This window comes from Ideonella sp. A 288 (genome assembly GCF_002198735.1).
In the GTDB taxonomy this organism is placed as follows: domain Bacteria; phylum Pseudomonadota; class Gammaproteobacteria; order Burkholderiales; family Burkholderiaceae_C; genus Pseudaquabacterium.
Genome location: NZ_MWLO01000148.1, coordinates 122,739 through 135,497, shown reverse-complemented (window position 1 = coordinate 135,497; position 12,759 = coordinate 122,739). Strand labels below are relative to the sequence as shown.

The following is a 12,759-nucleotide window of genomic DNA, read 5'->3' as shown; positions in this document are numbered from 1 at the left end:
GGGTTCGGGTTCTTGCGGCGCCGACGGGGGCGCCGAGGGGGGCGTGGCCGGCGGCGGCGGGTTGGCACCGAGTTCGAACAGGTGCTCCTGCGCGTTGAACACCGCTGAGCAGCGGCCACAACGGACCCAGCCCTCGGACACCTTCAACTGATCCTGCACGACACGGAAGACCGTGCCGCAATCGGTGCAGCGGGTGGCCAGGCTCATCGCGGCATCATGCCACGGCGGCGTGGCCGCGCCGGCTGCCTGTCATCAGGATCCAGCCGTCCTCGGCATCGCTCACCTCGAGCGCCAGCCAGGGCGCATAGGCCGCCTTCAACTCGTCGGCCTGGCGCTCCAGGATGCCGGCCAGCACCAGCCAGCCCCCCGGGGCCACATGGCCGGCCAGCAGCGGCGCCAGCAACTTCAGCGGCGTAGCCAGGATGTTGGCCAGCACCAGCGGGTAGTCGCCCTGGGCCTTGTCGGGCAGGCCGGCGTCGAGTCGGACGCCATTGGCCAGCGCGTTGGCGCGGGTGGATTCGACCGCGGCCGGGTCGATGTCGACCGCATCGATGGCCCGTGCCCCGTGCAACGCCGCACCGATGGCCAGGATGCCCGATCCGCAGCCGTAGTCGAGTACCCGCGGCCAGGGGCTGGCCGGGTCGGCATGGCCGGCCAGCCAGCGCAGGCACATGCGCGTGGTGGGGTGGGTGCCGGTGCCGAAGGCCAGGCCGGGGTCGAGCCGGATCACCCGTTCGGCCTGTGGCGGCGCCTCGTGCCAGCTCGGCACGATCCAGAAGCTGGGAGTGATCTCGACGGGAGTGAACTGGGATTGGGTCAGGCGCACCCAGTCCTGGTCGGGCACGTCGCGCAGGGCCACGACGACCAAGCCTTCGGCCCAGTCCTGTGCCATGAGCACCGCGGCGGCGCCCGAGGCGGCTGCCTCGGTCTCGAACAGCGCGGTCAATGTCGAGCGCTGCCAGCCCTCGCGCGGCGCCGGCATGCCGGGCTCGCCGAACAGTGCCTGCTCGGCCGCGGTGCCGGCGTCGGCGTCCTCCACCGACACCGACAGCGCATCGAGTTCGTCGACCAGCGCTTCGGAGACCGGCTCGACCAGCGCCTCGTCCAGCCGCAGCACCAACTCGTGCATCAGCGATTGCGCCGGCTCAGCCAGCCTTCCAGGTAGTGGATGCTGGTGCCGCCCTCGACGAACTTGGCATCGGCCATCAGTTCGCGGTGCAGCGGGATGTTGGTCTGGATGCCCTCCACCACCGTCTCGGACAGCGCCGTGCGCATCCGGGCCAGTGCCTGTTCGCGCGTGTCGCCGTGGACGATGATCTTGCCGATCATCGAGTCGTAGTTCGGCGGCACCATGTAGTTGGTGTAGGCATGCGAATCGACACGCACCCCCGGGCCGCCCGGCATGTGCCACATCGCGATGCGTCCGGGCGACGGCGTGAACTTGTACGCGTCCTCGGCATTGATCCGGCATTCGATGGCGTGGCCGCGAAGCTGGATGCTGCGCTGCGTGAACGGCAGCTTCTCTCCGGCGGCCACGCGGATCTGCATCTGCACGATGTCGATGCCGGTGACCATCTCGGTCACCGGATGCTCCACCTGCACCCGGGTGTTCATCTCGATGAAGAAGAACTCGCCGCGCTCGTACAGGAACTCGAAGGTGCCCGCACCGCGGTAGCCGATCTTCTTGCAGGCCGCAGCGCAGCGGTCGCCGATCTTCTCGATCACGCGGCGGGCAATGCCTGGCGCAGGCGCTTCCTCGATGATCTTCTGGTGCCGGCGCTGCATCGAGCAGTCGCGTTCTCCCAACCACACCGCATTCTTGTGCTGGTCGGCCATGATCTGGATCTCGACATGGCGCGGGTTCTCGAGGAACTTTTCCATGTAGACGGCCGGGTTGCCGAACGCGGCACCGGCCTCGGAGCGGGTGGTCTGCACCGCGTGCAGCAGCGCTGCCTCGGTGTGCACGACCCGCATGCCGCGCCCACCGCCGCCGCCGGCGGCCTTGATGATGACCGGGTAGCCGATGGTGCGGGCGGCCTGGATGATGGCCTTGGGCTCATCGGTCAGCGCGCCTTCCGAGCCGGGCACGCAGGGCACGCCCGAGCGGATCATGGCCTGCTTGGCCGCCACCTTGTCGCCCATGATGCGGATCGATTCGGGCGTGGGGCCGATGAAGGTGAAGCCGCTCTTCTCGACGCGCTCGGCAAAGTCGGCGTTCTCCGACAGGAAGCCGTAGCCGGGGTGGATGGCCTCGGCGTCGGTGACCTCGGCCGTCGCGATGATTGCCGGCATGTTGAGGTAGCTCTGCGCGGACGGCGGCGGGCCGATGCAGACGGCCTCGTCCGCGAGCTTGACGTACTTGGCTTCGCGGTCGGCCTCTGAGTACACCACGACGGACTTGATGCCCATCTCGCGGCAGGCGCGCTGGATTCTGAGGGCGATTTCGCCGCGGTTGGCGATCAGGATCTTCTTGAACATGGGGCCGGCCGGCGCGTCATTCGATGATGAACAAGGGCTGGCCGAACTCGACCGCCTGACCGTTCTCGGCCATCACCTTGGTGATGGTGCCGCTCCTGTCGGCTTCGATCTCGTTCATGATCTTCATCGCCTCGATGATGCACACCGCCTCGCCTTCCTTGACCGACTGGCCAATCTCGGCCAGCGGCTTGGCCCCTGGGCTGGAGGCGCGGTAGAAGGTGCCGACCATCGGCGACTTGATGGCATGTCCGGGATCGACCGCCGGCAACGCCGCGGCGGCGGCTGCGGCCACGGCCTCGGCGGTCGGTTGGGCGACGACCGGTGCCATGGCCACCGGCGCCGCCATGGCCATGGTCATCGTGCCGCCGGCCGAGGCGCGGGGGTCGGCCTTGACGATGCGCACCTTGCCTTCCGCTTCGGTGATCTCGAGCTCGGAGATGTTGGACTCCGACACGAGGTCGATCAGGGTCTTCAGCTTGCGCAGGTCCATGCGGTGCACTCCTTGGGCTGGGGCGGTGCCGCAACGAGGCCAAGTGGCGCACTTGCGGGCATCGTCGATGCAATGTGGGTCAAGCGACGACAGCTTGGAGGCTATCTGCTGCCATCAGCGTCGAAAGGAGCGCGATTGTGGCACAGCGAGGGAACAGAAACATCAGTAACTTGCGACTCGAGGCGCTAACCGGAAGTTGCGCCTTTCTTGAATCTTCAGCGCAATTTGAGCTCGGTTGAGCAAACTTTAGAGGAAGTTAGCGCTTTGAAGGCTTTAGCCAGCCGTTCAGCTCTTCGAGCGAGGTCTCGCCCACCTTGCGGTGCGTCACCCGCCCGTCGGCCGACACCAGCACCGTGAACGGCAGGCCGCCCTTGGTGTTGCCGAGCTGGCGGGTGAGTTCGATGCCGTCCATGCCAGCCAGCCCAACGGGCACCTTGAGCGGCGTGCGCTGCAGGAATTCACGCACCGGTGTCGGCCCATCGATGGCCAGCGCCAGCACCTTCAAGCCAGAGGCCGCCTGCTCGCGCGCCAGCCGGTCGATGGCCGGCAACTCGCGCACGCAGGGCGGGCACCATGTCGCCCAGAAGTTGATGAGCAGTGGCTGGCGACGGAAGTCGGCCAGGGCCACTTCGCCCCCTTCCGGACGGGCAAACCGCTGAGACCAGAACTGCGGTGGCAGGTCTTGTGCCGTGGCGGCATCGGCGTCGGTGGCGTGCCACCAGCCCAGGCCACCACCGGCCGCCGCGGCCAAGGCAGCGGTGCTGCCGAACAGGATCGAACGTCGTGCGGTCATGGTGTGGATTCGTTCGGCCTGGCGCGGGCAGGCTCATCGGGCATGTCGAGAAGGCGGCGCAGCGTGTCCAGGTCACCGCGCCAGCTCCGCCCGCGGGCGTCGGGCTTGAGCGCGCCACGCAGGTCGTCATGGTCGCGCACGCTGAGATGCAGCGTCACCGGGTGGGGCAGTTCCGGACAGCGGTCGGCCAACGTGAGGACGGACAGGTCGCGGCCGCGATCATTGGGCAGCAGGTCGGCATCGAAGTCGACCCCGAGGTTGAGCAGCGCAATCTCGGCCGACTTCGGATCGTCGCAGTACAGGTCGAGGTGGATGGCCGAGTGCCGATTGGCCGTGCCGCGCCACACGCCACCCGACAGGTGCGGGCGGAATTCGGCCAGCCGCTCCATCCAGCGCTGGGCCAGTCGCCGCAGGGCCGCCAGTTCAGCAGGTTGGGTGTCCGCATCGAACAGCGCTATGTGGGCGCGGACTTCGTCCTCTACGGCTTCGTTGCTCGGCAGGTCGCCCGGCCGCACCGTGCGGCCCAGCGCCCGCGCCGCCTTGCGCTTGGCCTGGCCATAGTCCATGCCTTCGTCGGCCACCAGCTGCGCGGCGGCGATCGCGATCTCGGCAGTCAGGGCTGAAGCCATGCGCCATTGTAGGAAGGCGATGGTCAGGGCGTCGCCACCGAGGCCATGCGGGCCTGAACGGTTGCCGCCCGGGCCGCCAGGTGCGCCGAGCCCATCTGGCGTTCGAAGCGCTTGGGGGCGGGCAGCATCACTGCGAGCCGTGCGGCCTGGTAGGGGTCGAGCCGCGAGGCGTCCCTTCGGAAGTAGTAGCGTGACGCCGCCTGGGCACCGAACAAGCCCTCGCCCCACTCGACGTGGTTCAGGTAGATCTCCAGGATGCGGTGCTTGGACAGCAAGGTTTCGAGCGCGAGGGTCAACACCAGCTCCTGGGCCTTGCGCGGCAAGGTGCGTTCACCGGACAGGAACAGGTTCTTGGCCAACTGCTGGCTGATGGTGGAGCCGCCGACCACCTTGGGCGGTCGCTTGGGCGTGGCGCGTGACTCGGCGCGCTGATTGCGGTTCCAGGCTTGTTCCACCGCGTCCCATTCGACGCCAAAGTGCTCGACAAAGCCGGCGTCCTCGCTGGCGATGACCGCCCGCCGCAGGTTCGGCGACACCTGCTCGGCGTCCACCCATTCCTGGCCCCAGGCCACCTGGTGTTTTTCGGTGAGCAGTCGCCAGATCTCGCTGCGCTGGAAGGTGGTCGAGCCGGGGTCGACCACCGCCATGAGCGCAATCCGTCCGACGAAATAGACCTGCAGCGACACCGTGCACAGGGCCAGCAGGGCCAGGACCCTGAGTGTCTGCCGCCGCCAGGCGGGCCCCTGGCTCACCGCGCGCCGCCCAGGCGGGCTCGCAGCGCAGCCAGCACCGGGGCGGTGTCCGGCATCACGCCGCGCCACAGTCGAAAGGCCTCGGCGGCCTGCTCGACCAGCATGCCCAGGCCATCCCTCCCGCGTGCACCCTGGGCAGCGGCCCAGTCGAGAAAGGGCGCTGCCGCCGGGCCGTACATCAGGTCGACCGCCAGGCTGTTGCGGCCCAGCACATGGGCCGGCACCGGCACCGGCGCGCCGGACAGGCTGCTGGCGCTGCTGTTGATGACCACGTCGTACCCGGCATCGGTGTCGTCGAGCCCGCACGCCTTCACGACCACGCCGTGGGTGGCGGCCAGCGCCGCGTGGCGCTGCACCAGGTCGTCGGCATGTGCGGGCGTGCGGTTGGCGACGCAGACCAGCGCCGGTCGCTGCTCGATCAGCGGCCCCAGCACGCCCGCCGCGGCGCCGCCGGCACCGACCAGCAGCACGCGGCGCCCCTCGAGCGACTGGCCGGCGCCCTGACGCAGATCTCGCATCAGGCCGATGCCGTCGCTGTTGTCGGCATACCAGCCATCGTCGTCGAAGCGCAGCACGTTGGCGGCCTGGGCCAGCGAAGCGCGCTCACTCACGCGGTTGGCCAGCGGCAGCACCTGGAACTTGAAGGGCACGGTGATGTTGCAGCCGCGGGCCGGCCCCAGCCCGGCAGCCGCGTCGGCACTGGCAATGAAGGCCCGCACCGTGGCTGCGAAGCCGTCGAGCGGGCATTCGATGCGGCCGTAATCGATGCACTGGCCGGTCTGCCGCGCGAACTCGGCGTGGATGAAGGGCGACTGGCTGTGCGCCACTGGGTGGCCCAGCACGGCATAGCGGTCGGGCAGGCGGGCGGGCACGGGCGATGGCATGGCAGGTCGGTGGACGCAGTCGGGTTCGCGACGCTGATCAGTTTGGCTGCGCGCTGAGGCTGGTTTCGAGGCCGTCTTCGCGGGTGAAGCGGAAGCGCGAAGTGACCACGATCTGGTCGGCGTGCTGGCGCATCGGCACGGTGAACTGCCCGAAGGGCGAGGCGGCACGCACAATGGCCATGGCCCGTTGGTCGAGCAGCCTGGTGCCCGAGCCACGGACGATTTCGGTCTCGACCACGCGCCCCCGTGTGTCGACGGTGATGTTCATGGTCAGCTCGCCATACAGCTTGCGGCCGCGGTGCTCGGGGAAGTCGCGGGTGCCGCGGTCCTCGATGCGCCGACGCAAGTGGTCGTAGTAGATGGCGTAGACCTCCTCGCGGGTGGCCGGGCTGATGTAGCGCTTCTTGGGCCGCGCGTTTTCCTCGTTGATGCGCTTCTCGATCTCGGCCAGCAGCTTGAGCAACTGGCGTCGCCGCTCGTCCTGGTCGCGCTCGGTCGGGTTCCCGGTCTCGCGCTGCGGATCTGGTGGCGGCAGCAGGGCCATCTCGCGCCGCACCTGGGCCAGCAGCTGGCGTTGCTGCTCTTGCAGTTGGTCGACGCGTCGGCGCGAGTCGTCGGTGGAGTCGCCGAGCTCGACCTGGGCCGAGGCGGGCAGTGGCGACGTGGCGCGGCCACTGGCGGCCTCGCCGCCACCGGCCAGCTGCGCCTGCGCCACGGCCTGGGCCTGGGTGGGTGCCTCGGCCGATCGGGCGTTGACGAGGATCACCTCCAACGGCGTGTCGCGGAACACGCGTTCGAAACGCTCGGGGTCGACAAAGCGAAACGTCAACAGAGCGGCATGCACCGTCACCGACACCAGCACAGCCCAGTGCAGCGTGGTCAGCGTGGACAGCCAGCGGCGCATCGGGCGCTAGGCTGGCGTGGCCGCACCGGCCTCGGGGGGCGGTGCCTCGGTGGCGGCACCATCGGTCAGGTCGATGGCCAGGGCCAATGGCGCGGCGTCGGCCACATCGTCTTCCGCGTCATCCTCGGGGCCCGATTCGACATCCGCCGCGGGCTCGTCGCGCCGGGCGGCCAGGCTGGCGTGCAGTTCCAGCGTCAGCGTGTCCATGCCGGTGATGCGCACGCGCACCTTGGCACCGCGCGGCAGGTGTTCGCACCCCAGGGCCTTGAACACCAGCGGCAGGGTGTCGGCGCGCACCAGGCCGTCCTTCAGCACGGCAGCATCGAGCTCTGTGACCTCGTTCTGCTGCAGCCAGCGCATGGTCCAGAAGCGCTCGATGCCGTGCTGGAAGTCGTTGTACGCGCTGTAGGCGCCGTCGAAGGACGAGATGACCGAGAACAGCGTCGCGTCCCGTGGCTTGAACGGTGCCGCCAGGGCCGCCGTGCGGCCGTGCCGAGCGCACGCGATGATCTGCCACTGGTTGACCAGGTCTACATAGCGGCGCAGTGGCGACGTGGCCCAGGTGTACTGCTTGACGCCCATGCCCGCGTGCGGCGCCGGCTTGACGCCCATGCGCACCTTGATGCCGGGCGCCAGGCTGGCCTGGCTGCGGTAGATGCCGGGCACGCCATGCTCGGCCAGCCAGCCGCCCCAGTGGCTGTTGGCCAGGATCATCGCCTCGCTGACGATCAGGTCGAGCGGCGCCCCGCGGCGGCGTTCGGTGAGCGTCACCGTCTCGGTGCCGTCGGGCTCGGCGGTGCCGCCGTTGGCCAGCCGGAAGTTGTAGTCCGGCCGGTTGAAGTTCTCGGGCTTGCCGCGCACCACCTCGCGCGCCGCCTTCAGGTGGCGTGCCAGGCGGAAGGTGAAGGCCAGTTCGTGCGCGAACGGGTAGTCGGGCACGGCCTCGCCGGTGAGCGAGGCCTCGGTGACCACCTCGTCGAGCTGGTCGTGGCGCAGGTTCATCGCGATCGGCACGCGCTCCAGGCGCGTTTCGGTGGCGCGGACCTCGAGGGTCGCCTCGTCGAAAGTGACGTACAGGCTCACCGCCGGGCAGTCCCGGCCCTCGATCAGCGTGTAGTGCTGCACCACCGCATCGGGCAGCATGGTGAGCTTCCAGCCCGGCATGTAGACGGTGGACAGGCGCTCGCGCGCCACCTTGTCCACCGGCGAATCGGGCGAGATGGCCAGCGCGGGGGCGGCGATGTGCACGCCGAAGATCACCGTGCCGGTGCCCAGGCCGTTCACCGACAGGGCGTCGTCGATCTCGGTCGTCTGAGAATCGTCGATGGAGAAGGCCTGCACCGGCGCCAGCGGCAGCTCGTCCTTGATCAGCGGTGCTTCCAGCGGTGGGAAGCCGGTGCCCTTGGGGAACTGCTCGAACAGGAAGCGACGCCAGTGGAACTGGTACGACGAATCGATGGCGCCGGCCGCCTTCAGCAGATCGAGCGGTGCCCGCTGCGAGCGCCGCGACGCCTCGACCACCGCCTTGTACTCGGCGCCGTTCTTGTCGGGCTTGAAGAGGATGCGGTACAGCTGCTCGCGCACCGGCGCCGGGCACTGGCCTGCCACCAGGTCCTCTGCCCAGGCCTCGATCTGCGCCGCCAGTTGCTTCTTGCGCTCGATGCCCAGCAGCGCGGCCTTGACGATCTCCTCGGGCGCCTTCTTGAACAGGCCCTTGCCGGCGCGGCGGAAGTAGTGCGGCGCCTCGAACAGCCGCAGCAGCGCCGCGGCCTGTTGCTCCGGCCCGGCCTTGGCGTCGAAGTAGTCGCGCGCCAGGTCGCCGAAGCTGAACTCTCCCTCCGGGGCGAATTCCCAGGCCAGGTCGAGATCGATCTCGCCGGCCAGCGCATGGGCGCGCGTCATCAGGTCCGCCGGTGCCGGCTTGTCGAATCGCAGCAGCACGTTGGCGGTTTTCACTTTCACGCGCTTGCCGGAATCGAGCTCGACTTGCATCGAGGCATCGGCTTCGGACATCACGCGGCCGGCGAGGAACTTGCCGGCGTCGTCGAACAGGGCGTAGGTCACCCGGTGGATTGTCCCATCGACGCGGGTCCGCCCGCGGCGGTCGATTCGATGGCCGCTCCGTCGGCCCGGTCCAGGCCGTTGGCGACGCGCCAGGCGGGGTCGAACAAGGTGTCGAGGTAGCGCTCGCCGGCGTCGCAGATCAAGGTCACGATGCTGCCGCGTTCGCCGCGCGCCGACATCTCGCGTGCCAAGTGCAGCACGCCGGCGAAGTTGGTGCCGGTGGACGGCCCTACCCGGCGTCCCAGGCGCGCCGACAGGTCGACGGCCGCGCAGAAGCTGGCAGCGTCGGGCACGCGCAGCATGCGGTCGATCACCGTCGGCACGAAGCTCGGCTCGACCCGCGGCCGCCCGATGCCCTCGATGCGGCCGCGTTCGGTCGAGGCCAGGTCGCGCCGGCCGCTGGCGAAGGCATCGAAGAACACCGAGCGCTCGGGGTCGACCACCGCCAGTTCGGTGGTGGCCAGTGCGTCGCGCCGGTAGCGCAGGTAGCGGCCGATGGTGGCCGAGGTACCGCCGGTGCCGGCGCCGACGACGATCCAGCGGGGCAGCGGGTGCGGTTCGTGCCGCATCTGCGTGAAGATGCTCTCGGCGATGTTGTTGTTGCCGCGCCAGTCGGTGGCCCGTTCGGCGTGCGTGAACTGGTCCATGTAGTGGCCGCGTCGTTCGCGCGCCAGGCGCTCGGCCTCGGCGTACACCTGTGCGGCGTCCACCTCATGGCACTGGCCGCCGAAGAAGGCGATCTCCTGCAGCTTGCGGGCCGCCGTGCCGCGCGGCACCACGGCGACGAAGGGCAGGCCGAGCAGTCGGGCGAAGTAGGCCTCGCTGATGGCCGTGGACCCGGAACTGGCCTCCACCACGGTCGTCCCTGGGCCGATGTGGCCGTTGCACAGGCCGTAGAGGAACAGCGAGCGCGCCAGCCGGTGCTTGAGGCTGCCGGACGGGTGCGTGGACTCGTCCTTCAGGTACACGTCCACACCCGGCGCCTCGGGCAGCGCCAGCGGGATCAGGTGCGTGTCGGCGGACCGGCGCGCATCGGCCTCGATGCGCTGCAGCGCCTGGGCCAGCCACGCACGGTCGGGGGTCATGGCCGCAGGGTCAGACGGTCATGCCGCCCGAGACTTCGAGCACGGCGCCGTTGACGTAGCTGGCCTCGTCGCTGGCCAGGAAGGCGTAGACCGCGGCGATCTCCTCGGGCTTGCCCAGGCGGTGCAGCGGCACCTGGTCGCGCATGTGCTGCAGCACCTTGTCGGGCACGGTCTGCAGGATCGGCGTCTCGACGAAGCCCGGCGCCACCGCGTTGACGCGGATGCCCTTGGGGCCCAGCTCGCGGCTCCAGGTCTTGGTGAAGCCGATGACGCCGAACTTCGAGGCGGCGTAGTTGGTCTGGCCGAAGTTGCCGTAGATGCCGACGACGCTGGACGCGTTGAGGATCACGCCGGAGCCTTGCGCGACCATGGTGTCGACCACTGCCTGCGACGCATGGAAGACGCCCCGCAGGTTGACATCGATGACCGCGTCGAACTGGTCGAGCGTCATCTTCTGCAGGCGCGCGTCCTTGGTGATGCCGGCGTTGTTGACCAGCACGTCGATGCGGCCGAACTTCGCCTTCACGGCCGCCACCATGGCGTCGACCTCGTCGCGGTGGGTGACGTTCAGTGCGAAGCCGATGGCCTGTCCGTCGGCCTGATGGATGGCGGCCACCGCCGCATCGACGCCATCCGCGCGCAGGTCGCAGACGACGACGATCGCGCCTTCGGCAGCGAACTTCAGAGCCGTGGCCAGGCCGATGCCCTGGGCGGCACCGGTGATGATGGAAACCTTGTTCTTCAGTCGCATAGCTCGAGGAATCTCAACAGGAATGGAAGGTGGTCGTCGAAGTCGGTGATCGAGTGATCGCTGCCGTCGAGCAGCTTGACCGTCGCGCCGGGGTAGCGGCCGGTCATCTCGCGCCAGTCGAGCACCTCGTCGCCTTTGCAGATGATCGCGCCGTAGCGTGTCGGCAGGCTGACGGCGGGCACGGTGAGCGCCCGCAACTCGTCGACATACTCCGGCAGGAACTCGAAACGCTCCTCGGGCCGGTGGAACTGAGTCTGCTCACCGATGTACTTCGCCAGGTCGCGCGCCGGGTCGACGGCCGGGTTGAGCAGCATCGCGCGGCAACCGGTGGCCTCGGCGAAGGCGGTGGCGTAGAAGCCGCCGAGCGAGCTGCCGATCACCACCGTGCGGTCGGCTGGCCAGTCGGCCGTGCCCTGCCGGATCAAGGCCCAGGCCTGGGCAGGCGAGGGCGGCAGTTGCGGACACCACCAGGTGATGTCGGGTCGGTGCGCCGCCAACCAGTCTGCCAGCCTCCGAGCCTTGAACGACTGCGGCGACGAGCGGAAGCCATGCAGGTACAGCAGGTGCGAGATCGTCACGGCGCCAGCGCCTGCAGCAGCTTGTCGTGGATGCCGCCGAAGCCGCCGTTGCTCATCACCAGCACGTGGTCGCCGGGTTTGGCCTCGCGCACGATCTGCGCGGCCAGCTTGTCCACGCTGTCGGCCACCATGGCCTGCCGGCCCATCGGCGCCAACGCCTCGGCGGCGTCCCAGCCATAGTTGCCTTGCAGGCAGAAGCTCAGGTCGGCCTCCTCCAGTGCCCAGGGCAGCAGGGCCTTCATCGCGCCCTGCTTCATCGTGTTGGTGCGCGGCTCGAACACGGCCAGGATGCGCGCCAGCCCCACCTTGCGGCGCAGGCCATTGACGGTGGTGCGCATGGCCGTGGGGTGGTGCGCGAAGTCGTCGTACACCTTGACGCCGCCGGCCTCGCCGCGCAACTCGAGCCGGCGACGCACGTTCTGGAAGCTGCCCAGCGCGGCCGCCGCGGCCTCGGGCGACACGCCCACATGCTCGGCCGCGCCGATGGCAGCCAATGCATTGAGCTGGTTGTGCTCACCCAGTTGCGTCCAATCGACGCGTCCCACCTTCAGGCTGCCGCGCAGCACGTCGAAGGCGTGCGGCTCACCGCGCGAGCGCAGCGCGCCGGGTTCTTCCTTGCGCGGGCCGAAGCGCTGCACCTCGCTCCAGCAGCCTCGGGCCAGCACGCGAGCCAGCGCCTCTTCGCGGCTGTTGACCACCAGCCGGCCGGTCGACGGCACGGTGCGCACCAGATGGTGGAACTGCGTTTCGATGGCCGCCAGGTCGGGAAAGATGTCAGCGTGGTCGTATTCCAGGTTGTTGAGCACCGCGGTGCGGGGCCGGTAGTGCACGAACTTGCTGCGCTTGTCGAAGAAGGCCGTGTCGTACTCGTCGGCCTCGATGACGAAGCATCGGCCCTGACCCAGCCGAGCCGAGATGCCGAAGTTCAGCGGCACGCCGCCCACCAGGAAGCCGGGCTGCAGCCCCGCGCATTCGAGCATCCACGCCAGCATCGACGTGGTGGTGGTCTTGCCGTGCGTGCCGGCCACGGCCAGCACGTGGCGGCCGGCCAGCACGTGATCGGCCAGCCACTGCGGGCCACTGGTGTAGGGCAGGCCGGCGTCGAGGATGGCCTCCATCAGCGGGTTGCCGCGCGTGACGACATTGCCGATGACGAACAGGTCGGGCTTGGTGGCCAGCTGGTCGGGCGACCAGCCTTCGGTCAGGCCGATGCCCAGGGCGCGCAACTGGTCGCTCATCGGCGGGTAGACGTTGGCGTCGCAGCCGGTGACCTGGTGGCCGGCCTCGCGGGCGATGGCCGCCAACCCGCCCATGAAGGTGCCGCAGATGCCGAGGATGTGGATGTGCATGG

The 12,759-nt window shown here is 69.3% G+C and carries 14 protein-coding genes; all 14 read right to left on the bottom strand.

The window, feature by feature from the left end; genetic code table 11:
• On the bottom strand, nucleotides 1-207 hold a 207-nt coding region (locus EOINJALH_RS25545), incomplete at its 3' end, for a zinc-ribbon domain-containing protein (protein ID WP_199873477.1).
• Nucleotides 208-214: 7 nt separating this feature from the next.
• Complete coding sequence (prmA, locus tag EOINJALH_RS25540; RefSeq protein ID WP_088285476.1) at nucleotides 215-1,129, bottom strand: 50S ribosomal protein L11 methyltransferase; 915 nt, start codon at nucleotides 1,127-1,129, stop codon at nucleotides 215-217.
• Entirely contained in the window at nucleotides 1,129-2,478 is a 1,350-nt protein-coding gene (gene accC / locus EOINJALH_RS25535; RefSeq protein WP_088285474.1) for an acetyl-CoA carboxylase biotin carboxylase subunit, read from the bottom strand. Before accC ends, prmA begins: the two co-directional genes overlap by 1 nt.
• A 16-nt stretch (nucleotides 2,479-2,494) precedes the next feature.
• Nucleotides 2,495-2,968, bottom strand: coding sequence for an acetyl-CoA carboxylase biotin carboxyl carrier protein (gene accB / locus EOINJALH_RS25530; RefSeq protein WP_088285472.1), 474 nt, complete (start codon nucleotides 2,966-2,968; stop codon nucleotides 2,495-2,497).
• A gap of 256 nt (nucleotides 2,969-3,224) precedes the next feature.
• Nucleotides 3,225-3,761 carry a TlpA disulfide reductase family protein gene (locus EOINJALH_RS25525; protein ID WP_088285470.1) on the bottom strand — a complete coding sequence of 179 codons (537 nt, stop codon included), beginning with the start codon at nucleotides 3,759-3,761 and terminating at the stop codon, nucleotides 3,225-3,227.
• Nucleotides 3,758-4,390, bottom strand: coding sequence for a hypothetical protein (locus EOINJALH_RS25520; RefSeq protein WP_088285468.1), 633 nt, complete (start codon nucleotides 4,388-4,390; stop codon nucleotides 3,758-3,760). The genes EOINJALH_RS25525 and EOINJALH_RS25520 overlap by 4 nt, the downstream gene beginning before the upstream one ends.
• Nucleotides 4,391-4,413: 23 nt before the next feature.
• Nucleotides 4,414-5,142 (bottom strand): monofunctional biosynthetic peptidoglycan transglycosylase, encoded by a 729-nt coding sequence (gene mtgA / locus EOINJALH_RS25515; RefSeq protein ID WP_088285466.1) that lies wholly within the window; start codon nucleotides 5,140-5,142, stop codon nucleotides 4,414-4,416.
• Complete coding sequence (gene aroE / locus EOINJALH_RS25510) at nucleotides 5,139-6,026, bottom strand: shikimate dehydrogenase (RefSeq protein ID WP_088285464.1); 888 nt, start codon at nucleotides 6,024-6,026, stop codon at nucleotides 5,139-5,141. Before aroE ends, mtgA begins: the two co-directional genes overlap by 4 nt.
• A 37-nt stretch (nucleotides 6,027-6,063) precedes the next feature.
• Complete coding sequence (locus tag EOINJALH_RS25505; RefSeq protein WP_088285462.1) at nucleotides 6,064-6,930, bottom strand: energy transducer TonB; 867 nt, start codon at nucleotides 6,928-6,930, stop codon at nucleotides 6,064-6,066.
• A 6-nt stretch (nucleotides 6,931-6,936) separates the two neighbouring features.
• Nucleotides 6,937-8,943 carry a ribonuclease catalytic domain-containing protein gene (locus tag EOINJALH_RS25500; RefSeq protein ID WP_088285502.1) on the bottom strand — a complete coding sequence of 669 codons (2,007 nt, stop codon included), beginning with the start codon at nucleotides 8,941-8,943 and terminating at the stop codon, nucleotides 6,937-6,939.
• A gap of 47 nt (nucleotides 8,944-8,990) precedes the next feature.
• A complete protein-coding gene (locus EOINJALH_RS25495) occupies nucleotides 8,991-10,079 on the bottom strand; it encodes a PLP-dependent cysteine synthase family protein (protein WP_088285460.1) in 1,089 nt (362 codons plus the stop codon).
• Nucleotides 10,080-10,089: 10 nt separating this feature from the next.
• Nucleotides 10,090-10,830: a 3-oxoacyl-ACP reductase FabG gene (gene fabG, locus EOINJALH_RS25490; protein ID WP_088285458.1), complete on the bottom strand. Its 741-nt coding sequence runs from the start codon at nucleotides 10,828-10,830 to the stop codon at nucleotides 10,090-10,092.
• The gene (locus tag EOINJALH_RS25485; RefSeq protein WP_088285456.1) at nucleotides 10,821-11,408 is read right to left on the bottom strand and encodes a YqiA/YcfP family alpha/beta fold hydrolase; all 588 of its coding nucleotides are present in this window, start codon (nucleotides 11,406-11,408) and stop codon (nucleotides 10,821-10,823) included. Before EOINJALH_RS25485 ends, fabG begins: the two co-directional genes overlap by 10 nt.
• Nucleotides 11,405-12,757, bottom strand: a complete 1,353-nt coding sequence (mpl, locus tag EOINJALH_RS25480; RefSeq protein ID WP_088285454.1) for a UDP-N-acetylmuramate:L-alanyl-gamma-D-glutamyl-meso-diaminopimelate ligase — start codon at nucleotides 12,755-12,757, stop codon at nucleotides 11,405-11,407. The genes EOINJALH_RS25485 and mpl overlap by 4 nt, the downstream gene beginning before the upstream one ends.
• Nucleotides 12,758-12,759: the final 2 nt, after the last annotated feature.